This window comes from Streptomyces sp. NPDC002676, from assembly GCF_053592455.1.
This window is the reverse complement of the sequence record NZ_JBSFVT010000002.1, coordinates 454,477-479,093: the sequence shown is the minus strand read 5'-3', so window position 1 is coordinate 479,093 and position 24,617 is coordinate 454,477. Positions and strand designations below refer to the sequence as shown.

The 24,617-nt window shown below is 70.4% G+C and carries 21 protein-coding genes and 1 pseudogene; 16 read left to right on the top strand and 6 right to left on the bottom strand.

What is annotated here, in order from left to right; all coding sequences use genetic code 11:
* Window positions 1-126: 126 nt before the first annotated feature.
* Window positions 127-540 carry a beta-ketoacyl synthase N-terminal-like domain-containing protein gene (locus ACWD3E_RS09250; protein WP_451386910.1) on the top strand — a complete coding sequence of 138 codons (414 nt, stop codon included), beginning with the start codon at window positions 127-129 and terminating at the stop codon, window positions 538-540.
* 6 nt (window positions 541-546) lie between these two features.
* Here ACWD3E_RS09250 and ACWD3E_RS09245 read toward each other — a convergent pair whose 3' ends face one another.
* A complete protein-coding gene (locus ACWD3E_RS09245) occupies window positions 547-2,961 on the bottom strand; it encodes a Helicase associated domain protein (protein WP_451386909.1) in 2,415 nt (804 codons plus the stop codon).
* Window positions 2,962-3,548: 587 nt separating this feature from the next.
* Between ACWD3E_RS09245 and ACWD3E_RS09240 the strand changes: the two genes are divergently transcribed.
* On the top strand, window positions 3,549-4,049 hold the full coding sequence (locus ACWD3E_RS09240) for a hypothetical protein (RefSeq protein WP_451386908.1): 501 nt from the start codon (window positions 3,549-3,551) through the stop codon (window positions 4,047-4,049).
* A gap of 106 nt (window positions 4,050-4,155) precedes the next feature.
* Here ACWD3E_RS09240 and ACWD3E_RS09235 read toward each other — a convergent pair whose 3' ends face one another.
* The 3 genes from ACWD3E_RS09235 to ACWD3E_RS09225 all read right to left on the bottom strand — a co-directional run bounded on the left by ACWD3E_RS09235 (window position 4,156) and on the right by ACWD3E_RS09225 (window position 7,609).
* Window positions 4,156-5,226, bottom strand: a complete 1,071-nt coding sequence (locus ACWD3E_RS09235; RefSeq protein ID WP_451386907.1) for a glycerophosphodiester phosphodiesterase family protein — start codon at window positions 5,224-5,226, stop codon at window positions 4,156-4,158.
* Window positions 5,227-5,392: 166 nt separating this feature from the next.
* Window positions 5,393-6,562, bottom strand: coding sequence for a PP2C family protein-serine/threonine phosphatase (locus ACWD3E_RS09230; RefSeq protein WP_451386906.1), 1,170 nt, complete (start codon window positions 6,560-6,562; stop codon window positions 5,393-5,395).
* A gap of 57 nt (window positions 6,563-6,619) precedes the next feature.
* Window positions 6,620-7,609, bottom strand: coding sequence for an aldo/keto reductase (locus ACWD3E_RS09225; RefSeq protein ID WP_451354180.1), 990 nt, complete (start codon window positions 7,607-7,609; stop codon window positions 6,620-6,622).
* A 324-nt stretch (window positions 7,610-7,933) separates the two neighbouring features.
* Between ACWD3E_RS09225 and ACWD3E_RS09220 the strand changes: the two genes are divergently transcribed.
* The gene (locus tag ACWD3E_RS09220; protein WP_451386905.1) at window positions 7,934-8,197 is read left to right on the top strand and encodes a hypothetical protein; all 264 of its coding nucleotides are present in this window, start codon (window positions 7,934-7,936) and stop codon (window positions 8,195-8,197) included.
* A 72-nt stretch (window positions 8,198-8,269) separates the two neighbouring features.
* A pseudogene (locus ACWD3E_RS09215) lies at window positions 8,270-8,363 on the top strand (IS5/IS1182 family transposase); the annotation flags it as partial.
* A 14-nt stretch (window positions 8,364-8,377) separates the two neighbouring features.
* On the opposite strand, the gene ACWD3E_RS09210 reads toward ACWD3E_RS09215, so the two are convergent.
* Window positions 8,378-9,292, bottom strand: coding sequence for a hypothetical protein (locus tag ACWD3E_RS09210; protein ID WP_451386904.1), 915 nt, complete (start codon window positions 9,290-9,292; stop codon window positions 8,378-8,380).
* 451 nt (window positions 9,293-9,743) lie between these two features.
* Between ACWD3E_RS09210 and ACWD3E_RS09205 the strand changes: the two genes are divergently transcribed.
* Window positions 9,744-9,989: a hypothetical protein gene (locus tag ACWD3E_RS09205; RefSeq protein WP_451386903.1), complete on the top strand. Its 246-nt coding sequence runs from the start codon at window positions 9,744-9,746 to the stop codon at window positions 9,987-9,989.
* A gap of 450 nt (window positions 9,990-10,439) precedes the next feature.
* Here the strand turns inward: ACWD3E_RS09205 and ACWD3E_RS09200 are convergent, their stop codons facing one another.
* Complete coding sequence (locus tag ACWD3E_RS09200; protein ID WP_451386902.1) at window positions 10,440-10,991, bottom strand: flavoprotein; 552 nt, start codon at window positions 10,989-10,991, stop codon at window positions 10,440-10,442.
* Window positions 10,992-11,110: 119 nt separating this feature from the next.
* Between ACWD3E_RS09200 and ACWD3E_RS09195 the strand changes: the two genes are divergently transcribed.
* The 11 genes from ACWD3E_RS09195 to ACWD3E_RS09145 all read left to right on the top strand — a co-directional run bounded on the left by ACWD3E_RS09195 (window position 11,111) and on the right by ACWD3E_RS09145 (window position 24,581).
* Window positions 11,111-12,301 (top strand): helix-turn-helix domain-containing protein, encoded by a 1,191-nt coding sequence (locus ACWD3E_RS09195; protein ID WP_451386901.1) that lies wholly within the window; start codon window positions 11,111-11,113, stop codon window positions 12,299-12,301.
* A gap of 227 nt (window positions 12,302-12,528) precedes the next feature.
* On the top strand, window positions 12,529-12,744 hold the full coding sequence (locus tag ACWD3E_RS09190) for a hypothetical protein (RefSeq protein WP_451386900.1): 216 nt from the start codon (window positions 12,529-12,531) through the stop codon (window positions 12,742-12,744).
* Window positions 12,741-13,250: a DUF6415 family natural product biosynthesis protein gene (locus ACWD3E_RS09185; RefSeq protein WP_451386899.1), complete on the top strand. Its 510-nt coding sequence runs from the start codon at window positions 12,741-12,743 to the stop codon at window positions 13,248-13,250. The genes ACWD3E_RS09190 and ACWD3E_RS09185 overlap by 4 nt, the downstream gene beginning before the upstream one ends.
* A gap of 387 nt (window positions 13,251-13,637) precedes the next feature.
* On the top strand, window positions 13,638-14,894 hold the full coding sequence (locus ACWD3E_RS09180; protein WP_451386898.1) for a TfuA-like protein: 1,257 nt from the start codon (window positions 13,638-13,640) through the stop codon (window positions 14,892-14,894).
* A 25-nt stretch (window positions 14,895-14,919) separates the two neighbouring features.
* Window positions 14,920-16,029, top strand: a complete 1,110-nt coding sequence (locus tag ACWD3E_RS09175) for a YcaO-like family protein (protein WP_451387122.1) — start codon at window positions 14,920-14,922, stop codon at window positions 16,027-16,029.
* On the top strand, window positions 16,026-16,904 hold the full coding sequence (locus ACWD3E_RS09170; protein WP_451386897.1) for a class I SAM-dependent methyltransferase: 879 nt from the start codon (window positions 16,026-16,028) through the stop codon (window positions 16,902-16,904). Before ACWD3E_RS09175 ends, ACWD3E_RS09170 begins: the two co-directional genes overlap by 4 nt.
* Complete coding sequence (locus tag ACWD3E_RS09165; protein WP_451386896.1) at window positions 16,901-17,914, top strand: NAD(P)H-dependent glycerol-3-phosphate dehydrogenase; 1,014 nt, start codon at window positions 16,901-16,903, stop codon at window positions 17,912-17,914. The genes ACWD3E_RS09170 and ACWD3E_RS09165 overlap by 4 nt, the downstream gene beginning before the upstream one ends.
* 65 nt (window positions 17,915-17,979) lie before the next feature.
* Window positions 17,980-18,324 (top strand): hypothetical protein, encoded by a 345-nt coding sequence (locus ACWD3E_RS09160; RefSeq protein ID WP_451386895.1) that lies wholly within the window; start codon window positions 17,980-17,982, stop codon window positions 18,322-18,324.
* Window positions 18,311-19,165 (top strand): hypothetical protein, encoded by an 855-nt coding sequence (locus ACWD3E_RS09155; protein ID WP_451386894.1) that lies wholly within the window; start codon window positions 18,311-18,313, stop codon window positions 19,163-19,165. The genes ACWD3E_RS09160 and ACWD3E_RS09155 overlap by 14 nt, the downstream gene beginning before the upstream one ends.
* A gap of 735 nt (window positions 19,166-19,900) precedes the next feature.
* The gene (locus tag ACWD3E_RS09150) at window positions 19,901-20,749 is read left to right on the top strand and encodes a hypothetical protein (protein WP_451386893.1); all 849 of its coding nucleotides are present in this window, start codon (window positions 19,901-19,903) and stop codon (window positions 20,747-20,749) included.
* Window positions 20,750-21,206: 457 nt separating this feature from the next.
* Window positions 21,207-24,581, top strand: coding sequence for a pyruvate carboxylase (locus ACWD3E_RS09145; protein WP_451386892.1), 3,375 nt, complete (start codon window positions 21,207-21,209; stop codon window positions 24,579-24,581).
* Window positions 24,582-24,617 lie beyond the last annotated feature (36 nt).

The window sequence follows — 24,617 nt, the reverse complement described above, 5'->3', positions numbered from 1 at the left end:
GGTACTCGATCTGCTGACGGTGCGTCAGAAAAGCTCGCGCATCAGGGTGGCCGCGTCTGCTCCGGATGAGCCGAACGCGCTGTCGGGGACGATCACCGCCGTGACCGGCCCGGATCATCACGGCTCATGCAGCTGGCGAAAGCACGCGTTCCCACGAAGCGCGCCCTCGTGGCCGTCACCGGGCTCGGACCTGGTCGCCCCGGCCGGCGTCGGCCGCGACGCGGCCTGGGCGGGCGTGCGCGCCGGGAACTCCACGGCGCCGGCCACCCGGGCCCCGACGGGCTGCCCGTGGCGTTCTCGTGCCGGGTGCCCGAGCTGGACGCGGCCGGCCGGCTCGGGCACCGGCCGGCCCGCCGCCTCGACCGGTTCACCCCCTTCGCGCTGCTTGCCGCCCGCCAGGCCGTCGCCGACGCCCGGCTCGCCCCCGACGGCTGGGACGGGGCCCACGTCGGCGTCGTCACAGGGGTCGGCACCGGATCCATGCAGGGTTGGCAGGCCGAGCGGCAACGCATCGCCGCCCGGCGCGAGACGACGCCCTGAGCCCCGTCAGGCCCAGCGCATGCCGAGTGCGGACAGCTCGCGGACGCGCTCCGGGGTCAGGGCGGCGGCGCGGCTGCGCTGGTTGCTGATCCATCTGCCGAGCCGGACCGGCCGCTCCTCGTCGTCGGTGCGGATGGTCTCCACGTGCCCGCGCGGCACGACCAAGTGGCCTTCCCGGGAACGGAATTGCTGTGCGGCGGCCAGGTTCAGCGCCCACTTGTCGGCGTGCGGGACCCGCGGCTTCGGCCGTTCCTCGTCTCCGGCGGGCCCGAAGCCCAGCACGTGCTCGCACAGCCACCGCCGGCCCACGTTCAGCCCGTCCCAGCCGAGCCGCTGCGCCCGCACCCACCGTCCCAGGTCCTCGCCCTGCCGTACGGCCTCGCCGGGAGCGGTCGGCAGCCGGCCGCCCTCGGCCAGGTGCAGCCGGGTGAGATGGAAGCAGCGCTGCCACTCCACCGGCCAGGCCGGGCACCAGGACGGGTCGATCTCGTCGAGCTGTTCCCGTCGCTCGTCCGGGAGTTCGCCGCTGCGGGCCCGCTGGTTCTTCAGCCAGATGCCGACCCGGAACCCCTGGTGCGTGGCGTCGTGCGGGGCGAGCAGATGGCCGTGCTCGGCCGCCCAGGCGCGGGCGGCGGCCAGTCCCTCTTCCCAGGCGACGTCGGAGTGCGACCAGATCATGCCGAGCTGGTCCAGCTGCCGTACCCGGTCCTGGTCGAGCGTGCCGCGCGCGCGGAAACGGCGGGCGTCGGCGATCCACTGACCGAGCGGGAAGCCGGCGAGCGCACCGGGCCAGCCCGACTCCTCGGCCTCCGCGTCTTCCTTGGCTTCATCGGCCTCGGGCACCCTGAACGTGAACGGCACCCGCAGATCCCCGTGCAACCGGACATGACAGGCCGCCGCCTCGACCCCGCGCCGCCAGTGGGCGCGCTCGGGGTTCACGACACGCAGCTCGATGAACGCGGCCAACTGCGCCGGATCGCGGGGCGTGGAGAACTTCAGCAGCGCCCGCGCAGGGCCACTGACGCCGGGCGGCCCTTCCTCCCCCTCTCCACCCAGCTCGCGGCCCTTGGGGGAGCGGCTCGGTGCCTGCGGCACGGCCAGCCGTTCCACGATCCGGGTGTCGTGCGCGCGCAGCGCCTCCAGCAGCCGGGCCAGGCCCGCGTACGCCCGGCTGGAGAGCATCGAGTCCGGGGTCTCGCCCGGCCCCAGCAGCACCGGTACAACCAGGGAGGCCGTCTTGCCCTCGCCGGGCCGCAGCCGCAGCGCCCGGCCCACCGCCTGCACCAGGTCGGGCATGGAGCCGCGGACGTCGGCGAAGTACACCGCGTCGCAGTGCCGGGTGTCGACGCCCTCGCCGAGCACCCGCACCGAACTGAGGAACGCGCGCCGCCGGGTGCGGGCGAACTCGTCCAGGACACGGCGCCGGTGCGGCGCCGGATGATCGCCGCACAGCCACTCGGCCCACACCCGCCCCGGATACCGCCGGGGGCTCTCGGCGTGCAGCCGCTCGGCCACCTCGGGCAGCCCCGCCGCGAAGGCCTCCGCCTCCCGCACCAGATGGTGGAAGACCAGGGTGCGCCGCAGGCCCTCGGTGCCCGCCGCCTTGACCAGCGCCGTCTGCAGCGCGGCCAGCCTGGCCCCGCGCACCTCGTCCGTACGGCCCTCCATGCCGAGCAGCTGGGCGGCCTGCAGCCGGGTGTCGGTGACGTCGACGCACACCACCTGGTACGGCGCGCAGATCCCGCGGTCGATGGCCTCCGACAGCGTCAGCGTGTAGCAGCGGGCACCGAAGGGCCCGTCCGGGGCGTCGTCCATGGAGGCGACCAGCTCACCCGGCGCACCCTCCTCCTGGTCGCCCTCCGGCTGCCACAGCCGCGGTGTGGCCGTCATGTACAGCCGTCGCAGGGCGGGGATCCGGGTGTTGTCGTGGACGACCGCCCACGGCTTGCCGATCCGGCCGGACGTGCGGTGGGCCTCGTCCACGACGATCAGGTCCCAGCCCGGCAGCCCGGCCGCGTGCGCGCGCTCCAGGGTGCCGAGGCCCAGCGAGGCGTACGTCGCGAAGACGGTGACCTTGTCGAACGGGCTTGCCCAGGCGACCAGTTCGCCGACGTTCGTGGTGTTCGGGAATGCGGCCTGGTCACCACGCAGCGAGGAGACGCCGATCATCGGGCCGGTACGGCCGCCCGCCCGCCAGGCCTCCTCGGTCTGCGCGAGCAGGTCCAGCGAAGGCACCAGCACGAGCACCCGGCCCGCCTGGAGCTCCTCCGCGCCGCGCACCGCGACCAGGGTCTTGCCGGACCCGGTCGCCATGACCACCTGGGTGCGCAGCCCCTGCGGCGGCACGGTGCCGCCGGCCGGCAGCCCGAGCGCTCGGACCACCCGGTCCACGGCTTCTCGCTGGTGGGGACGGAGTCTCACACAGCCGACGATAGCCGCCCCGCCACCACGCCCGCGCCGAAGACCGCGGGGCTCGTGCCGAGGCGGCTCGCCGTGGCCCTCAGCTCACGTGGCGCTGCGGGCCGGGCTTCGGGTGAGTGCGGGTCCAGGACGGGTCGGCGGGCAGGTCGGGGTTCGGTACTGCTCGGTGCATGAAATCGGATCCTTCGTACGAGGTGCGTGCGAGTGGGGGGGTGGTCCGGATGCGGGGTCCGGCCGGATGGGGGCGGTCGGGCCCAGGGACCGGAGCAGAGCGTCCACTGTGGCACCCGGCGACGACGCCTCGCAACGCGCAGCTTGAAATGTGCAACAAGCGACGTACTTGCTGCTTTTGCCGAGCAAAGATCGAACGAACCGGTGTGGAAAGGCTTCCGCGTCTCCCGCGCCCTCGTCGTCGCATGGCCCTGGAAAATCTCGCCGGCTCGTCGAGGGGCGTAACCGCCCGCGGTCTGAAGTGAGTTGACCGAAAGAATATGAAGCGGCGGAACCGGCGGACGGAAATTACGCTCTTAGGGGTCGTCGACGGCCGGAGTAAAATCGGCCGCGAAGAAACCGGGGGAATCACGCACATGTCCGTCCGCAAGCGCAGCACCCTGCTCGCCGCCGTCACCGTCACCGCCGGCCTCACCCTGGTCGCCGTGACGCCCGCCCTCGCGGGCACCGGCGTGAGCCACCGCAGCCGCCCCGCCGCCTCTTCCGTCGCCCAGGGAGACGCGCGCAACGTCACCCAGCACGTGGCCGACTTCTACGGGGCGTACATCGACGCCGTGTGGGCCAACGAGGACACCACCGCCGGAGCCGCCGCCAAGGCGCTGCGCGGCTTCTACCTCTCCGCCGCGGCCCAGAAGAAGGTCGCCGCCTACGAGAAGAAGGAGCACGCCGACGGCATCCTCTTCGCGCAGAACGTGCCGGTGAAGTGGAAGGTCGCCTACACCGGCTCCGGCGCCGGCCACGCCACCAGCAGGGTCACGCTGACCTGGGGTGACGGAGCCGGCGCGGAGGTCAGCCGGATCGACGTCGTGTCCGACCTGAAGACCCTGAAGATCACCGACCTGAAGCCGGTGCGCTGACCGGCCGGCGACACGGCGCGCAGCCCCGCCCCGCCCCACTCGGGGCGGGGCTCGCGGTTGCCCGAGGGGCTTTCCGGGGGGTCGTCCGAAGGGGCGTCCGGTTCGCTCAGTCCGATGCGCGCGGGTAGTACGGCCGCGGCAGCGGCATGCCCCGGTCGGCCATGATCTGCCGCACGTGGTTGGGGTAGTTGGTGATGATGCCGTCGACGCCCATGTCCATCAGCGCCTCCACGGTGGCCGGGTCGTCGCACGTCCACGGGACCACCTTGAGCCCGCGCTCATGCGCCTCCGCGATCATCGTCGCGTCGGGATAGAAGCGGAAGCCCGGGTCGCCGATCTTTCCGGACTGCGGGAAGCCGTAGTTGGGGGAGAGGGTGGTGAGCCCGGGAATCGTGGCGGCAGCCTTCACGAAGTCACCGCCGTAGTCGTCGGCGTCGATCCCGCCCAGCCAGGGCGACGCACCGGGCTTGCCGACCTGGAGGAAGTCGTAGTTGGTGAGCGCCACCAGCGGCCATTTGGGCGCCAGTTGGTGCATCAGCTTCAGCGCACCCCAGTCGAAGGACTGGATGGTGACCTGCCGCTCGATGCCCGAGCGGTGGATCTCCTCGTACACCCGGCGCACGAACACCTCGCGAGGCGCGGTCTGTTCGGGCGCGCCCGCCTCGACCTTGGTCTCGATGTTCAGCTTGACCTGCCAGGCGTGGTAGCTCTTGACCAGGTTCAGGACGTCCTTCAGCTCCACCATCCGGAAGCCCTTGACGACCTCCTGCTCCGGGAAACCGGGCAGTTGCTGGTAGCCGCAGTCCAGCGTCCTGATCTGAGCCAGCGTCAAGTCCTTGATGTACTTCCCGACATAGGGGTACATCGGGTCGCCGGGCGTCACCGGGCCGGTGTCCCGGCACTTGACGCCGCTGATCTGCCGGTCGTGGTTGACGACGACCTTCAGGTCCTTGGTGACGTGGGTGTCCAGCTCCAGGGTGGACACCCCGAGCCGCATGGCCTTGCCGAAGCCCTCCAGCGACTCCTCGGTCGTCATACCGATGCCGCCGCGGTGCGCCTGGAGGTCGAAACGGGCCTGGGTGCCGCCGGGGTCGGCGTGCGCGACGGCCGGGAACGCGAGCGCCGGCACCAGGGCGAGGCCGGAGAGCAGGTGTCGTAAGGACGGTCGTACGGGCATGGGAACCTCACTCGGGCGGGAGCAGGCAGAAGCGGGCGCAGAGTCTCGCAACGGCCTCACCGGGTGGGCCACCTCCGGCTGAACTTTTGCGCAAAGGATGTTGAACGCATGGGCGGCCGGGTCCGGAACCGTCACCCCGCCCGGAACCGGTACCGGCCTGGCGCCGTCACCCCGCCCGGTGCCGGAACACCTCGGTCCCGGCCGCCAGGCCGTGGTGGCGGCGCCGGTCGGCGGGCGTGCGGTGAAGTGCGATCAGCGCGGCGTCGTCGTTCAGCCGGCCGCCGACATGGGCGAGCAGATCGCGCCGCAGATGGTGCACCAGCGCTTCCGGACTGTCGTCGGTCCACCGCGCGACCCGCTCCGCCAGCGGATAGAACCGGCCGCGGCTGTCCCGGGCCTCCATCACACCGTCCGTGTACAGCAACAGCGTGTCACCGGCTTCGAAGGAGAACACGTCCAGCGTGTGCTCGGTGCTGCCCTGCACTCCGAGGGGCGGTGACGGGTGCAGGCTCGGGACCGTGACGACATGCCCGGGACTCAGCAGCAGCGGCGGGGGATGGCCGCAGCTGGTCATCCGGGTGACCGGGTCCTGGTCCGGAATGTCCACCAGCAGGGCGGTGGCGAACCGCTCGCCCGCCTCCTCCGGCGACTCCAGGTCGGCCGTGTAGCGGGTGATGCTCTGGTCCAGCGTGGCCGCCAGCTCGTGCAGCGGGATGTGCCGGTGCGCGCTCTCCCGGAACGCGCCCAGCAGCAGCGCGGCCTCACCGATGGCCGGCAGGCCCTTGCCGCGCACATCGCCGATCAGCATGCGCACGACATCATTGGACCGGGTCGCCGCGTACAGGTCACCGCCGATCTGCGCCTCGTCCTCCGCCGCCAGGTACAGCGAGGCGATGCGCAGCGGGCCGATCTCCTCGGGCAGCGGCCACATCAGCACGTGTTGCGCGGCCTCGGCGACGGTGCGGACCTGCGCGAGCTGGGCCTGCCGCCGCTCGCGCAGGGCGCTGTAGACCACCGTCATCGCCGAGAGCACCGCGAGGGTGATGGTCTGCACGATGTGGTTGGTGGTGCCCAGCCCCCCGTGTACGGAGCCGATCAGGATCTGCGCGGCCACCGCCAGCGCCCCGACGAAAGCGGTGGTGCGGGGACCGGCGAACGACGGGGTCAGGGCCGGCGCGATGACCAGCGTCGGGCCGAGGTGAACATCGGCGGGGGCGCGGGTGTCCACCACCGTGATCACGACGATGAGCGTGATCGGGAGCAGCAGCAGCGCGCCCGAGGACTGCCACCGTCGCCACCGCTGCCGCAGTTCCGCCACCGCCTGCCGGGGCCTCATGCCTACCAGCGTGCTCCCGGCCCGGTGGCCTGGCCACCGGGCAGGTCGGCATTTGGGTCAGCGGTTCACGGACCGCATCCCCGCCTCGTCGTAGCGCTCACCCGCCGCCTCGGGCAGTTCGGCGTCGATACGGGCGAGGTCGTCCTTGGTCAGCTCGATGTCGACCGCGGCGGCGTTCTGCTCCAGGTAGGTGCGGCGCTTGGTGCCGGGGATCGGCACCAGGTCCTCGCCCTGGGCCAGCACCCAGGCGATCGCCAGCTGGGCCGGGGTCACGCCCTTCTCGGCGGCGATCTCCTTCACCTTCGCCGCGAGCCGCTTGTTCGCCTCGATGTTGGCGTCCGTGAAGCGCGGGGTGCTGCGGCGGTAGTCGTTCTCGTCCAGCTCGTCGGCCGAGGTGAAGCGGCCCGCGAGGAAGCCGCGGCCCAGCGGCGAGTACGGCACGAACCCGATGCCCAGCTCCCGGCAGGCCGGCAGCACCTCGGCCTCCACGTCCCGCGACCACAGCGAGTACTCGCTCTGCACCGCGGTGATCGGGTGCACGGCGTGGGCGCGCCGGATGGTGTCCGCGCTCGCCTCGCTCAGTCCGATGTGCCGCACCTTGCCCTCGGCGACCAGCTCCGCCAGCGCGCCGACCGTCTCCTCGATGGGCACGTTCGGGTCGACCCGGTGCTGGTAGTACAGGTCGATGTAGTCGGTGCCCAGCCGTTCCAGCGAGCCGTGGATCGAGCTGCGGACGTGCTCGGCGGAACCGTCCTGCGGGCCGATCGTGCTCATGTCGCCCGGCACGGCGTTGTCCATGCGGTAGTTGAACTTCGTCGCGATCACGTACTCGTCGCGGTGCCCCCGGACCGCCTCGCCGACCAGCGACTCGTTGGTCAGCGGGCCGTAGAGCTGCGCGGTGTCGAGGAAGTTGACGCCGATTTCGAGGGCGCGCCGGATGGTCGCGATGCCCTCGTCCTGGTCGGTGGAGCCGTAGAAGGCGGACATGCCCATGCAGCCGAGGCCGATGGCCGATACCCGAAGTTCCCGCAGACTGCGCTGTCGCATCTGGTGTCCCAGCCTTTCCCTGCACATTCGTTCGTCATCAGTCCCGTACGGCACGGGGGTCTCTCATCCATCAAGCGACGGATTCCGTCACCGGGCATCCCAGGGGGAGACCGGCTGACGCGACCCGCGTGAACCGCCGGACGTCCGCGACGCTACGACTTGGAGCGCGCTCGAAGTCAAGGCGGGAAGGCAACGCCGGATGGACACGCCCTCCCGCACCTCCGGAGGACATGTCCTGTTCTCGCCGGCTGCACGAGGGGATCCTGCACCGGCTTGACGACACCGGCCTGCTCGATCTCTCCCGAGCGGTCCTCGACTCCGCCCATGTCCGCGCTAAAAAAGGGCGGCGAACTCACAGGTCCGAGCCCCGTCGGCGTCTCGGCCGTCAACACCCACGACAACCACGCCCTGAAGCCCATGATCACGGGCCTCCAAACGAAACACGACCCCTACCGCGGCCGCAACTTCAAGCCCCGGCGTCTCCACGTCGACAAGGCCTACGACATACTCGGCTGGCCGCCGTATGGCGACGGCACCGCCCGGACGCCGGAGTGGGGCCGCTGCACTTCGCGGGGTCAGCCCGGGTAGTCGTCGCCGAGCACGGCCCGCCGCTCGCTGTCCGCGCGCCGGTCGAGTGCGGCGTGCATGCTGTATGCCGCCTTGCATCGCCGCTACGAGCGCAAGCCTGAGCATTTTTTCTACCTTCGTCGGCATAGCGGCAGCCCTCATCAGCTACCGCAGACTTACCAACTGAAACATCATCTTTGGTTATCGGCTCGTGTACCGAGTGCCATCGAAGCGGTAGGGCCAGCTTGCCCGGGCGGCGATGGACACTTCATGGGACTCCGCCGGAACCTTCAGTACGGTCAGTGACAGTTGGCTCTGGGTGAAGGCGGCCCAGCGCACTCCCACAGTGCCCGGCCATCCGCTGGAGGCGAACTTGACGTACCGGCCGGACCCCATAGCTATGGTTGTCTTCGTCACGACGATGCACGCGACGAGCGCTCCGCCGTCGGTAGTGCGCCAGATCGGACCGTGATGCGCCGACTCGGGGTCCTCGCTGAAGTTGACCGACGCGGGATTGTAGAACCGGGCACGCAGGTCCTTCTCCGCTGTCGCGGCTGAGGCACGTGCCGTGCGTATCTCCTTGCTCCACAAGGCATCATCCTCGGCTCCGGTTCCGCTCCTACCGGCGACGTAGTCTCCGTAATGACGGCAGACCGAAGACGGCGGCGTGGCCAGCTTTGAGACATCGCCCGAGGTCACGGCCTGGCCATCGCGACCGGTGGCAACCGCGGGCAGCGCGGTACGTGAAGGCGCCAACGCCAGGAAAGTCCTGCGCCAGCCCCCACCCTTCCGCTGGTGATACAACGACCAGTACGGCTCCGCCTTCTTGGTCGCATCTCCGACCGAATACCCTTGCGCCTCATATGCACCAAGGATCCATCGGTCACCATCCGGCCCGGCTGCCGCCCATGCGTGGACCTGCGCGGAGACCTTCGGTGACCCCTTCGGTTCCGAGGCGGCATTGGTGCCGTACTTCTTGCGGGCCTCCACGGCGGCGAGCCGCTGCTCCAGCCACGGCCCCTCGGCGATATTCCGCCAGAAAGCCGCGTCCCAGTTTTCGGTGTCCTCGCGTTTGTTCAAACTGATGACTACCTGGCGTGTCTCGTCGGCGGTCATCGGCCGTACCGCAGCAGTACCACCAGCGCCAGCGGGCCCTCCGTGTGTCTTCGCGGCGGACGGCCCATCACAGCCCACCGCGGTGATCAGCAGCAGCGTGGCAACTGCCGTGATCGAGCGTTTCATCCTGCCCCCTTCACGCAATGAATCGTCACCTGATCATGCCTCAGAGGTGCGGGGGAATGCTGCCGTGCGCCCCGATGCCCGATCACATCTGGGCGCTCCAGCATCAGTGAGACACCTTGCTGGGCGTCCTGATCTAGGAAGTTCTCAAAGGTAACCACCCATGCTGGGGGTTGACGTCGCCAAAGGAAACGGCTTCCTACTCCCCGCTGACAGAACTGCGGCCAGTGGCCGCCATCTACCACGAGGGAGTGCGCGTGAAGTGGTGGCCCCGGCGAAAGCCCTCCCGAGCGTCCGACGACGGCGGCCCTGTCCTGGTCGGCGACACGTGGGCGGCTGGCTCGCCGGTGTCGAGACACGCGGCGAGGAGCGGCGCGCCATCACCTCGGTGCCGTGGAACCGGGGCGGCGCGGCCAGCTCGTCATCGATGAGCGCGGAGCGGGCTCTGTGCCTGGCCTCGGTGTATGCGGCGGGCCGGATCCTGTGCTCGAACCTGTCGGCGGCGCCGATCCGCCAGTACCGGCAGTCCGGTGATGCGATGCAGCAGTTGCTGCTGTCGTCGCTTTTCGTGTAGCCATCGGTGCAGGGCACGACGCACGACTGGATCTGGCGGTGCGTGGCATCGATGGCGTACCGCGGCAACGCGGTCGGCTACATCACGTCGACGGACTGCTACGAGTACCCGACCGGGATCAAGTGGCTGAACCCGGACTGGGCGCACGTCTGTTCTGATCCTGCGCTGGCACACGTGTCGGCGCCCGATCTGGTCGTCGCGTTTGTGGGCGTTCGGCTCGGCCTGGACGATGAGGGGATGACGATCCGCCACTGCGGCAAAGTCCTTGGTGAGCAGATCGAGGCAATCTGGCACTCAGTGGATCCCGAATACGACATGCTGAGCCTGCCGCTGACCAGGAGCGCTGACCAGCCCTCTGACCTTGAGGAGCCTCGCCCGGACAACGGCCTGGATCGATTTCTTCCAGAGTGGCCAACAAACAAGCTCAGAGTGGCCAACTGGCGTGCTCAGTCACAGCATGCCAGTCAGGCTTTGCGTGGCCTCGACGACCAGGTGCCAGGGGTACTCCTTCGGCTTGCCCTGGCCCGGCTGGTTCGGGACGAAACCGCCCTCGCCGTACAGGACGTGCACACCCATGTCGCGCAGCTCGGCGATGCTCCGTTCAAACTGGCGGTGCTGCACGTAGGCCGCGTTCACGCACGGCATCGTCACGATGGGGATACCCTTGCCGATTCCCTCGGCGACGACGCCCACCACGAAGTCTCGCGTGATGCCGAGAGCCCATGCGTTGACCGTGTTGAAGGTCGCCGGCGCCACTGCGATCACATCCGCCTTCGGCCATACATCTGGCTCGCCGGGCATCTTGTACTCGCTGCGTACCGGGTGCCCGGTGAGCCGCTCCAGCTCTCCCAGCTGCGGAGTGAGCCAGCGGGCGGCGGTCGGGGTCAGTCCGAGGCACACGTCGAACCCTCGGGCCTGCGCTTGCTGAATCACCGACGCGACGTCGAAGACGGGCGGGGCCGCCGAGCCGAACAGGTAGAGCACACGGTCAGTTGTTGCCATGAGGCCTATCCGATCACATGCAACCACCCCCAATCGCAGGGGAGTCGGGGGCGGAAGGGTGCAACCACGCCACTGGGCGCGAGTACTGTTCCAAGTGGGTGCTTAGAACGGAGACCAGTATGCCCACACTGGATGACAACCACACGGGCGCACGCATCAAGGAACAGCGCAGACTGGCCAGGCTCACGCAGCGCCAGATGGCCGACCTGCTGCCCTACTCCTACAGTTACCTCAACCAGGTGGAATGCGGTGCCCGTCCGGCGACTGCTGCCTTCGTGGCCGCATGCGCCAAGGTCCTCAAGGTCGACGTGACTGTACTGACTGGGCAGCCGTACGTGACCGAGTTGCAGCGCGATCGGCTTGCCGAGCTGGTGCGGCCGATCCGCGAATCCCTGGACCTGTACGACCTCGGGCCGAACCCGGACCTGACCGTACGACCGGCGGACAAGCTCATCGCGGGATCGGACCAGCTATGTGAAGAGGTCCGCGCCACTCATCTGCGCAATGCGGCCCGCAAGCTGCCGGGCCTCATTGCCGAACTGACACACGCTGCTTGGTCGTCACCCTCCAGTGAACTGTGGCAGGCGCTCGCCTCCACATACCGCACCGCGCACGACATCAGCGTCAAGCTCGGCTACTACGATCTGTCGGCGGTGGCCCTCGACCGGATGGACTGGGCGGCGCAGCGTGCCTCCGACCCGTGCCTGGCGGCCGTACGGCAGTACATGCGGGCCCTGGTGTACTTCCGCGAGGGCGAGTACCGGATCGGGCGGCGCCTCGTCGCCTCCGGCCACAACGTCGTCGCGCAGGCCGACGACACCCGCGAGGCCCTGGCCGTTGCCGGGCAGCTTCATCTCGGAGCCTCGGTAATCTCCGCAAGGGCCGAGGATGCGACCGGGGCAAAGACCCACATCGCCGAAGCCCGCCGGATCGCGAAGCGCATCGGTGACGCCTCCCAGGTGTATTGGCTCAGCTTCGGACCGACCAACGTGGACCTGCACGAGATGTCCGCTGCCGTCGAGATGCGCCAGTACGACGCCGCACTGAAGAAGGCCCGCACGATCGGCAAGAAGCTGCCGACGCAACTCGCGACATCCCGCCGCGCCCATTTCCTGATCGACCAGGCTCGCACTGAAATGGAGACCGGGCACACAGAGGACGCGCTGATGTCTCTGATCGAAGCTCGTCGCATGGCCCCTGAGCAGACGCGGTATCACCCGGCGGCCCGCGAGACGATCACCGGCCTGATCCACCTCTCGCGCCGGACCCCAGACACCCTCAACCACATGGCCGCCTGGGTCGGCCTGTAGGGAACGCTCACAACGCTCACAAAACTGTGAGCGTTCCGGTCTTCTCAGAGCGTCACGCTGTTCTCACACCTCGTCAACGGCGAGTGGGGAACGACGGGATGAGCCGGGGCCGGAACGCTCCGACGTTCACCCTCGCTACCCGCCAACGTCGGCACAAGGTGGATCCCGGCGACCGCGGGAACGGCCCCGGGAGTGGCCAACGCTCATACCAGCGAGGGAGCGTCGACATGACGAACGGTACCGCCCTGCCCGGGGCCAGCGCACGGGGCAGCGGCATGACGATGCGGGTCTACTCCGTGGACCGCTACGGCACGATCAGCCAGGACCGGGGCACGGTCACAGTGACGTACGGGAACCAGTTGTCGCCGGAGCCGGTGATGAGCACCGCCTTCCCGCCGTGCGAGTGCTCCCGGTGCCTGTCCGGACGGGCGGTGCGCCGGTGAACGCCACAGTGAAGCGGGGCAACGACACCGGCCTGGTGGACATTGCGACGATGCGCGAGACAGTGGCGCTGCTGCTGGGGCCGGACGAGGGGCCCGAAACGCTTCCCCTGGCCTCCCGAGAGCTGGACACGCTCACCGCGATGCTGCGCGGACACCTGGGGCTGCTGATCCCCGAGGTGGAGGCGAAAGCCGGGCGACTGCACAAGGACAGCGTCCCCCGGTACTGCGCGCTCGCCTGCGTCGGTGAGGCACGTGGCAAGCTCAGCGCTCGGGCCGGCGCGGGCCCGCACGGTGCAGCGGCGTACGCACGGAAGCTGGCCCGCACGCTCAGAGCACTGTGCGACCACTTCGAGGCGCTTGCCGGGCAGGGCGTATGCGTGGCCTGCGACCGGCCGATGCGCGCCACCGACGAAACGGTCGATTACGACCGGGTCAGCAACTCTGGCGGCGCCCTGACGAGTCGCATTCACGCCGCGTGCGCCGAGCATCCGCGCCCCGCTTTCTGAGCGGCATCACCCAGCCCCGGGTCCAGGGGCCCCACGGCGACCGCAGGGTCAGGGTCGCGACGAAGCCCCCGCCCCTCCGGTGTCCCGGAAGACCTGGTGCGGCGGGTCACGCCCGCCCCGTCGGCGTCCCGCAAGTCGCTGGCGGCACGGGTTCATCCACGAACGCTCTAGGAGGAATCAACGATGTCCGTTTCCAAGTCCGAAGTCGCAGTCACCTCGGTGTCGGCGGAGGAGCCCGAGGAGATCACCGGCCCTGTGGTGGTCGCCGTGGACGTTGAGGACGACGACCCGTACACGGCCTGATCCCGTGGCGCCTCTCCCATCTCGTTGGTCCCGTTGGGGTCCGGGGAGGGGCGCCTCCTCGCGTTTGACCGCATGGAGGTCTCAGTGATTCACGTGTTCGTCGGGCCGACGCTGTCACGGTCCGAGCCGCAGCTTGCCGCACCCGGCGTGCGGGCGTGGCCGCCGGTGCGGCACGGGGACCTGTTCGATCCCGCGATCAGCGACGGCGAAACTGTGGTGATCATCGACGGGGTGTATCACCAGGCTCCGGCGCTCCGACATAAGGAGATCCTGGTCACGATGGGCCGGGGCGTCCGGGTGATCGGGGCGGCGAGCATCGGCGCACTGCGCGCGGCCGAGCTGGCGCCGTTCGGGATGGTCGGGATCGGCAGCATCTACACCGCCTACAGCCAGGGAGACATCGACGGCGACGACGAGGTTGCGGTTGGACAGAGGCCAGACGGGGATTGGGATGCCCTGACGTGGCCGGTGGTCAACCTCCGTCATGTCCTGGACCTGGCCCAGGGAGCAGGGGTGCTCGACGGCGAGCGCGCCGCCAGGCTGCTCAAGGCGCTGCGAGCGGTCCACTACCCGCAACGCACATGGGCTGCGGTCCGGGCCGTGTGCCGCCGCCACGACGAAACAACGTTCATCAGCTGGCTGGCCGACCAGACCGAGCGCGACCAGCACTTCGGCGACCTCAAGCGCGTCGATGCCCTCGCCGCCGTCAGCACGGCACTCCAAGGCCTCCCGCCGGCTGAGACTGCCCCTCCATCCCCGCACACGTGGGAAACGCCGTACTTCCGCCGCTGGTCCAACACCTTCGCCCGCGCCCGCGTTGACGGGCTGGACCTGTCCACCGAAGACCGGCTCATCTACAAGCAGGTGTTCGACCCCGCATTCCGGGCGAGGTGGGCGTCCTACCTGGAACACCACTCCTGGCGCCCTGCCGGCGGAACCCCCGGGCTGCCGCTGAGGACCCGGTTGGCGCAGGTCACCGGCGGTACCCTGCCCGCTCACCGGGTGTTCCACCCCACCGTGGACCTGCGAGACGAGGCAGCGGTGGTGCTGCTGCTGGCCGACGAAACCTTCGAGGACCGCGCGGCGGTCGCCCGCTACGCCGACGCCCTGGCCGAGGTCCGCCACAGCCGGCCCGGATTCTCGACTGCGGCAGTGCGGGACGACCTCGCTCGCCAGATGCTGCTGCGGGTGTGGCGGTGCCCTGAGCACGTGCTCGACGAGGAAGCCTCTGCCCGCGGGCTGGTCTGCGGGGCGCGGGCGGTCGAGGCGGCGAAGCGGCTGGTGCCCGGGTATCTGGCCGAGTCATCTGAGCAAAGGGAGGCGGCCAGTGCTGCCCGCTGACGACCTGGTGATACTGCCGGGCACGATGCGAGCCCGGCCTGCGGAGGAGACGTGGCAGACCCTCGCCGGGCTGTTGCCGTCGTACGGCATCACCCGCGTGGCCCGGCTGACGGATCTGGACTGCATCGGGTTGCCGGTCTGGACGGCGATCCGGCCCGCGTCCATGACCCTGAGCACGTCCCAGGGCAAGGGCGCCACCGACCTGCTGGCCAAGCTGTCGGCCGTGATGGAGGCGATCGAGCTGTGGCACGTCGAGCAGCCGCTGCCGATTGCGGCACGTGGCTCAGCCGTGGAGGTCGCCCCCGACTATCCGATCTCCGCGCTGCCGCTCACCGTCTCGTACCCCGAGGACACTCTCGCCCGGATGGTGTGGGAGTGGACCACGGGAACTGGCCTCATGAGCGGTCAGAAGGTGCTGTTGCCGGTCGACCTGGTCCGTCGCCGGGCGCAACGGCCTAAGTGGAGCCCGGATCTGCTGCGCGCGACGAGCACCGGTCTGGCGTGCGGGAACACCCGCGACGAGGCGTTGCTGCACGCGCTGTTTGAGGTCGTGGAACGGGATGTGCTGTTCCAGGACGGACAGTGCGGTGGCCAGCGGCGGACGGTGATCGACCCGGCGACAGTCGATGACCCCTACGGCCGGGAGGTGATCGACCGGTTGAGTGCCGCCGAGATGGCGTTGGAACTGGCGCTCGTAGACGGCCCGTACGGGATCCCGGTGTGCCTGGCCTACCTGTGGTCCGAGGACTTCCCGGTCGTTTTTGCCGGCGGCGGGTGCCACAGCAGTCCGGTCATCGCCCTGACCCGGGCGGTGACCGAGGCGGCGCAGTCACGGCTGACAGCCATCGCCGGAACGCGGGATGACCTCCCGAGTGACCTCGCTTGGTCAGACACCCCGCCCTTCCACCCAGAGCAGCGAACAGGGCTTGCCGTGTGGCCGGAGGCAGCCAGCCACTTCGCCTCGGTCCCGGGCGGCTTCGCCGACCAGGTCCGGGACGTGGCGCGGCGGGTCGAACTCATCACCGGATACGAGCCGATGGCCCTTGACCTGTCGGACGCGTGGGCCCCCGTCTACGCGGTCCAGGTCATCTGTCCCGGCACCCGATCACGGATCAGGAGGGCGATGCCGCGATGACACTCCACTGCGTCACCCCATCCACCCCACAGCCCCAGCAGCTCGCGTCCCAGTACGATGCGCTGCACGCCGCGCGGGCACGCACCCCACTGGTCGCCCGCTTGTACGCCGAGGCGATGGACGAGGACTACCCCGTAGAGGTCAACGCCTCCAGCTCGTGTGACTGGCCCTTGCTGGGGCTGATGACCGCGCGCCTGCGGATGCGGCCAGGTCAGCTCCTGGTGGATGCCGGCTGCGGCAACGGCGGCATCGGACTGTGGCTGGCCCGCGCCCTGGCCGTACGCCTGGTGGGCTTCGACATCTCTGCCGTTGCCGTCGCGCAGGCCACAGCCCGGCGCACCGACTTCGTTCCCGCCGACCAAGCGGCCTTCCGCGTCGCCCGGTTGGACGCCACCGGCCTGCCCGACGGCTGCGCCCACGGCGCGGTGTGCGTGGATGCCCTCGGCCGCGTCGGAGACCGGCAAGCAGCACTACGTGAAGTCGGCCGTGTCTTGGCGCCCGGCGGTCGGCTGCTTCTCACCCGCGGCCTGCGACCCGACGTGAAGCCGGCCTGGGAGGAAGAGGCGCCTGCCGCCGGGCTGATCCTGGAGCACCTGGACGAGCGGCCCACCGAGCCGGCCATGTGGGAACGGCTCTACCGGCTGTGGATCCGGCATGCCGACGAGCTGCGGCGCGAACTCGGCGACGTTCCGGCCCAGAACATGCTGATCGAGGCGGACCGGATGCTTCCCGTACTTCCCGGCCGCCGTGCGGTCCTGCTGACCCTGCGGCGCGCTGGCACGTCACCGGCCGCGCCCTACGCGGCCGGTACGATGGCGCAGCCCAGCCGCCCCCAGGGCGGTGGACCCGTGTCCACCGAGAGGATCCCGCAGTGAGCCAGAACCGCCCCGCCCGCGTGGCGGTGTTCTCGGCCGGGTCCTGGGGTACGGCCGTGGCCAAGATCCTGGGCGATGCCGGCACCAGCGTGATGGTGCATGCCCGCCGGGATGAGATCGCCGACGGGATCAACGCCCGGCACCGCAACGTCGGCTACTTCCCGGACATCGAGCTGCCTGCCGCTGTGATGGCGACGACCGACCCGGCCGCCGCGCTGGACGGCGCGGACTTCCTGGTGCTGTCGATCCCTGCGCAGACCCTGCGGACCAACCTCGCCACGTGGGCGCCACATATCGGATCCGGCACCGTGATCGTGTCGCTGATGAAGGGGATCGAGCAGAGTAGCGGGCTGCGGGCGAGCCAGATCATCGCCGAGGTCACCGGCGTGAGTGCGGACCGGGTCGCGGTGCTGTCGGGTCCGAACCTGGCGCGCGAGATCATGGAGGGCCAGCCGGCCGCGGCCACCGTCGCCTGCCTGGACGAGGACGCCGCCCGCCGCTTCCAGCAGGCGTGCCACACCCCGTACTTCCGGCCCTACACCAGCACCGACGTCATCGGCTGCGAGCTGGGCGGCGCGGTCAAGAACGTCATCGCCCTCGCGGTCGGCATCGCCTCAGGCATGGGTCTGGGCGACAACGCGACGGCCATGCTCATCACGCGCGGGCTGGCGGAAACCACCCGGCTGGGCACCGCCATGGGCGCCCACCCGGCCACCCTCGCCGGTCTGGCCGGCCTCGGTGACCTGGTGGCCACCTGCGCCTCGCCGCTCTCCCGGAACCGCACCTTCGGCACCCACCTCGGCCGGGGCCTGAGCGTCCAAGAGGCGACGGCCGCCACCCGGCAGACCACCGAGGGCGTCAAGAGCGCGGAGGCGGTCCTCGCCCTGGCCCACGCTCACGACGTCGAGATGCCGATCACTTCCGTGGTCTCAGCGCTGCTGCACGAGAAGGTCACCCTCACCGAGGCCGCAGCCGCGCTGATGCAGCGGCCCCCCAAGCCCGAGCGCTGACCCCCAGCGCCCCGTAACCGGGCGCACCTTCATCACTTCACCCTCCCTGCCCGGAGGTTCCTGCCATGCTGTCCGCTGTCCAGATCGCCGTCACTTTCGGCCTGGTGACATGGATGATCACTGGCTTCACCCGCCTGCCCGGCCGCTGGCTGCGCTGGCGGATGTTCTGCCGCGCCACCTTCACGATCATCTCGCTCACCGGCACCACCATGGACGGGCACACCGAGCCCGTGAACGTCTACGACTACCTGTCCCCGGGAAGCTTCATCCTCGGGCCGCCCCAGCTCCAGACGATCCTCAACCACCTCACCCGCAGCGGCCGGTACGACCGGATCGACGGACACGGCCGCGTCCTGTCCGCCCGCGGTGAGCAGCCCGTGGAGGTGAGGGGCAGCCGTGTGGTTCTTTGACGCCGCCGCCTCCGGCTTCCAGCACCCCACCGACCCCGGACACCTCCAATCCTTCCGGATCATCTTCGGTACCGTGCTCACCCTGCGCTTCATCCTCGCCTTCGGCCAAGGCGGCTGGGACCGCTTCACCCCTGGATCGCTGAGCGCCCACCTTGCCGAGCAGCGCCTCGGCCCCGCCCGGGCCCGCCTCCTGATCACCGTCTACCGGCCCGCGCTGATCGTCCGTACGGCCGTCGCCCTCGCCCTCGCGCTCGGCCTCGTCCCCCGCCTCGCGCTGCTGGTGGTCTTGGTCGGCGCCGCGATGGAGTTGCTGTACCTCAAGAGCCCCAATGCCATCCGCTATACCCTGCTGACCGGTACGTGCCTCCTGTTCGCCAAAGACCTCGGCCATGGCCTGCACGTCGAGCACGGCCTGAGCACTGCGAACACGTGGTCGCAATGTCTCCTCGTGCTGATCACCACCGACATCTACTGGAACAGCGCCTGGCAGAAACTCCGCTCCCCGCAGTTCCGCACAGGCCTCTACCTCGCCCAATGGATCCACACCTACACCCAGGTCAGGGACCTGCTTCCCTACCGGCGCCAGTACGCCGTTCCCGCCCTCGTCCGCCGCCACGCGGGCAACCTCACCGACCGGGACGTCCGCTTCTGGCGCGTGGTTGCGGTCACCGTCATCACGGCGGAGATCGCACTGCCGCCCGCGCTGCTCATCCCACAGACGATGCCGTTCGCGGTCGCCACCGGTATCGGGATGCACGCGGCGTTCACCTGCCTCAAGCCCCGCCAACTGCTCACATTCTCCGGCCTGACTGTTGGCACTTACGTCGCCTTCTCCGCATGACAGCAGTCCCGGAAGCCTCGGCGGGGCGGGTCTCCGGCATAAGAAGCGCGCATGGTCGGTTTCTCCCAGCACGGCGGGGCTTTCTGTGTTGCAGGCTCGGCGCAGGAGAGGTCGGCGACGCCGGGATTCCGTCACCGGGCATCCCAGGGGGATACCGGCTGACGCGACCCGCGTGAACCGCCGGACGTTCGCGACGCTACGACTTGGAGCGCGCTCGAAGTCAAGGCGGGAAGGCAACGCCGGATGGACACGCCCTCCCGCACCTCGGAGGACGTGTCCTGTTCTTAGAAGGACGCGTTCCAAGCGGTCGAAGTTGCCTCCGACCCGCGCGTTTCCCGCCCCGCGCACCTGTGGGTCTTCCCACACCCGACGGCACCGGGAGCGGATCTTGACGCCCGCCTGCCCGCTCGCTGAACTGAGACGGATCGGGTCGCGCGAGCCCGCGGGGCCCAAGGAGGGGGAAGGGGTCTACCCGTGACCGTGTTCACCAGAGCGGGCGCCTGAGCCGAACCGCCGCGGCGAGCCGAGGGAGCTCGCGCGCGACAGAACCGTACAGCGCGACAGAACCGTACAGAGCAGGGCGGATCGACCGGAAAAGATCCGCATATCTATACGATGGCGCCTGAAACGGGCGGATATGGAGACAACACCTCGCACGGCGGGAATGTCGGGAGCGAGGCACAAGGGGGCGATGCGTGTGACGGGGGAGCCGGAAGCGATGGGCTGCCGTGCCACATGACCACTGAAGGGCACAAAGAGCTGCTCCGCCCGGCACTCGCACGCCTCGCCCGGTTCACCGGGCGCACGCTGCGGGGCGAGTGGCATGCCATCGTTGTCGACCCGGTGCGCCAGCTTGCCCGGCGCGGTCTGTCCGGGCTGCTGCTGGGGGTCGTCGCCACGGTCGGCGTCGTCTTCTTCCACGACCTGGCCCAGCGCCCGACCGGAGCCTTGTGGGTGAAGCGGCTCGGCGGCGTCTACGCCGACCTGCCGCTGTGGGTGTCCCTGCTGCGCACCCCGGTGTCGCTGTACGTCCCGGCGCTGGATCTGCCGGTGTGGGCGGGCATCACCCAGCTGTTCCTGGCCTTCGCGCTCGCCGAACTGGCCCTCGGCCGGGCCCGGACCCTGGCGATCGCCTACGTCACGACGCTGGCCGGCACCCTCACCGCGCGCGTGATGATCGCGTTCGGCCCGGGCTGGTGGGGATTAGGGCTGCCGCCCGAGTGCGGGAAGGTGCTCGACACCGGGCCCTCCGCGGCCGTCGTGGGCCTGTTCACCTATCTCGCGGTGGTGCGCCGCGCGCCCGTGGTGTTCACGCTGACCGGCGGGTCGATGGTGTGGGAGTCGATCGCGGTGCCCAATCTGGCCGGCCGCGAGCATCTGATCGCGGTCGGCGCGGCCATCGTCCTCGGCGTGCTGCACGGCCGCCGGGGGTGGCTGCGGGCCGTCGTACGAGCCCTGTTGCCGTCGTCGCGGGCGGCCGAGCCCGCTCCCGCGAAGCCCGTGACGGTGCCGGCCCAGGCGGTTGCCGGCCGTCCCGGAAACACCACGTCACGCGAGGTCTCCATGACCTCCGCCGAACGCTAGGCCCTGTCGTCAAATTCCCGCCTGCCCCGCGACGCCTGGCACGCACTCCCCCACTGCCTCAAGGGCGTGGGGGGACCCCCAGCCGCGTTGCCGGAGCGCCCACGTGACTCCTCCCCCACGCTCGAACACGCTCGCGCGGGGGGACCCCCATCGAGGCCGCTCCGGCGCCTTGCGATCGCACGCACCAGACGCCGCGGGGCCCACCCTTCGGGCGGACGGCGGGAATTTGACGACAGGGCCTAGGACGACAGGACCTGGGAGCAGGTCCTGGCCGGTCTCTTGCACCCCACAGCACAGCCGCGTCCAACCACCCGGCAACGGGTGCGAAACTCCACGTCAATGTGACGGTTTTCGCACTTCGACATGTGCGGGCACCCCCTATGGTTGCCGCCAAGTACGGCAGTGCGGGGCTGACACCGTGGTGTTCGTCGCCGGCGCAGGCTGAAGGGAATCCAGGATGTTCCGCAAGGTGCTGGTCGCCAACCGTGGAGAGATCGCGATCCGCGCGTTCCGGGCGGGCTACGAGCTCGGCGCGCGCACAGTCGCCGTGTTCCCGCACGAGGACCGCAACTCGCTGCACCGGCTCAAAGCTGATGAGGCGTACGAGATCGGGGAGCCAGGGCACCCGGTGCGGGCGTATCTCTCCGTCGAGGAGATCGTGGGGGCAGCCCGCCGGGCCGGCGCGGACGCCGTCTACCCGGGCTACGGGTTCCTCTCCGAGAACCCGGAACTGGCCCGCGCCTGCGAGGAGGCGGGCATCACCTTCGTCGGCCCGAGCGCGGCCACGCTGGAACTGACCGGCAACAAGGCCCGCGCGGTCGCCGCGGCCCGCGCCGCGGGCGTGCCCGTGCTGGGTTCCTCCGCGCCCTCCACCGACGTCGACGAACTGGTGCGCGCCGCCGACGAGATCGGCTTCCCCGTCTTCGTCAAGGCCGTCGCGGGCGGCGGCGGGCGCGGCATGCGCCGCGTCGAGAGCCCCGCCCAGCTGCGCGAGTCCATCGAGGCGGCGTCCCGCGAGGCCGCGTCCGCGTTCGGCGACCCGACCGTCTTCCTGGAGAAGGCCGTCGTCGACCCGCGCCACATCGAGGTGCAGATCCTCGCCGACGGGGACGGCAACGTCATCCACCTGTTCGAGCGGGACTGCTCCCTGCAGCGCCGCCACCAGAAGGTCATCGAGCTGGCGCCCGCGCCCGACCTCGACCCGGGGCTGCGCGAGCGGATCTGCAACGATGCCGTGCGGTTCGCCCGTGAGATCGGCTACCGCAACGCGGGCACCGTGGAGTTCCTCCTCGACCGCGACGGCAACCACGTCTTCATCGAGATGAACCCGCGCATCCAGGTCGAGCACACGGTGACCGAGGAGGTCACGGACGTCGACCTGGTCCAGTCCCAGCTGCGCATCGCCGGCGGTGCGACCCTCGCCGACCTCGGCCTGTCCCAGGACACCGTCAAGCTGCGCGGCGCCGCACTGCAGTGCCGTATCACCACCGAGGACCCGGCCAACGGGTTCCGCCCGGACACCGGCCGGATCAGCGCCTACCGTTCGCCGGGCGGCTCCGGCATCCGCCTCGACGGCGGCACCACCCACGCCGGTACCGAGATCAGCGCGCACTTCGACTCGATGCTGGTCAAACTCACCTGCCGGGGACGGGACTTCACGTCCGCCATCGGCCGGGCCCGGCGCGCGGTCGCCGAGTTCCGCATCCGCGGTGTGGCCACCAACATCCCGTTCCTCCAGGCCGTCCTGGACGACCCGGACTTCCAGGCCGGGCGGGTCACCACCTCCTTCATCGAGGAGCGCCCGCACCTGCTCACCGCCCGGTCCTCCGCCGACCGTGGCACCAAGCTGCTCACCTACCTCGCCGACGTCACCGTCAACAAGCCGCACGGCGAACGGCCCCGGCTGCTCGACCCGGTCACCAAGCTGCCCCCGCTGCCGGCCGGCGAGCCGCCCGCGGGCTCGCGCCAGCTGCTGGTGGACCTCGGCCCGGAGGGCTTCGCCCGCCGGCTGCGCGAGTCGCCGACCCTCGGCGTCACCGACACCACCTTCCGCGACGCCCACCAGTCCCTGCTCGCCACCCGCGTGCGCACCAAGGACCTGCTGGCCGCCGCCCCGGTCGTCGCCCGCACCCTGCCGCAGCTGCTGTCCCTGGAGTGCTGGGGCGGCGCCACCTACGACGTCGCCCTGCGCTTCCTCGCCGAGGACCCGTGGGAGCGGCTGGCCGCGCTGCGCGAGGCCGTGCCGAACATCTGTCTGCAGATGCTGCTGCGCGGTCGCAACACCGTCGGCTACACGCCGTACCCGACCGAGGTGACCGACGCCTTCGTGCAGGAGGCCGCCGCCACCGGGATCGACATCTTCCGCATCTTCGACGCGCTCAACGACGTCGGCCAGATGCGGCCCGCCATCGACGCCGTACGCGAGACGGGAACGGCGATCGCCGAGGTCGCCCTCTGCTACACCGGCGACCTCTCCGACCCGGCCGAGCGGCTCTACACCCTCGACTACTACCTGCGCCTGGCCGAGCAGATCGTCGAGGCCGGCGCCCACGTCCTCGCCGTCAAGGACATGGCCGGCCTGCTGCGCGCCCCGGCCGCGGCCACGCTCGTCTCGGCCCTGCGCCGCGAGTTCGACCTGCCCGTGCACCTGCACACCCACGACACCGCGGGCGGCCAGCTCGCCACCTATCTCGCCGCGATCCAGGCGGGTGCCGACGCGGTCGACGGGGCCGTGGCCTCCATGGCCGGTACGACCTCGCAGCCCTCGCTGTCGGCCCTCGTCGCCGCCACCGACCACTCCGAGCGGCCCACCGGCCTCGACCTGCGGGCCGTCGGCGACCTGGAGCCGTACTGGGAGGGCGTGCGGAAGATCTACGCGCCCTTCGAGGCGGGCCTCGCCTCGCCGACGGGCCGCGTCTACCACCACGAGATCCCCGGCGGCCAGCTGTCCAACCTGCGCACCCAGGCCGTCGCCCTCGGCCTCGGCGACCGCTTCGAGGACATCGAGGCGATGTACGCCGCCGCCGACCGCATCCTGGGCCGCCTGGTCAAGGTCACCCCGTCCTCCAAGGTGGTCGGCGACCTGGCCCTGCACCTGGTCGGCGCCGGGGTTTCGCCCGAGGACTTCGAGTCGACCCCCGACAAGTTCGACATCCCCGACTCCGTGATCGGCTTCCTGCGCGGCGAGCTGGGCACCCCGCCCGGCGGCTGGCCCGAGCCGTTCCGCACCAAGGCGCTCCAGGGCCGCGCCGCGGCCAAGCCCGCCCCCGAGCTGTCCGCCGAGGACCGCGCCGGACTCCTCAAGGACCGGCGGGCGACCCTCAACCGGCTGCTGTTCCCGGCCCCGACCCGCGAGTTCGAGGCGCACCGCCAGATCCACGGCGACACCAGCGTGCTGGACAGCAAGGCGTTCTTCTACGGCCTGCGCCCGGCCAAGGAGTACGCGGTCGACCTGGAGCCCGGGGTCCGGCTGCTGATCGAGCTGCAGGCGATCGGCGAGGCCGACGAGCGCGGCATGCGGACCGTCATGTCCACCCTCAACGGCCAGCTGCGGCCCATCCAGGTGCGCGACCGGGCGGCGGCCTCCGACGTGCCGGTGACGGAGAAGGCCGACCGCACCAACCCGGGCCACGTGGCGGCGCCGTTCGCCGGAGTGGTGACGCTCGCGGTGGCCGAGGGCGACGAGATCGAGGCCGGTGCCACCGTCGCCACCATCGAGGCGATGAAGATGGAGGCCACGATCACCGCGCCGAAGGCGGGCCGGGTCTCCCGGCTGGCCATCAACAAGATCCAGCAGGTGGAGGGCGGCGACCTGCTGGCCGAGATCGGCTGACCTCGCGACTCGCCGCGGCCGGCGCACCCGGCCGCG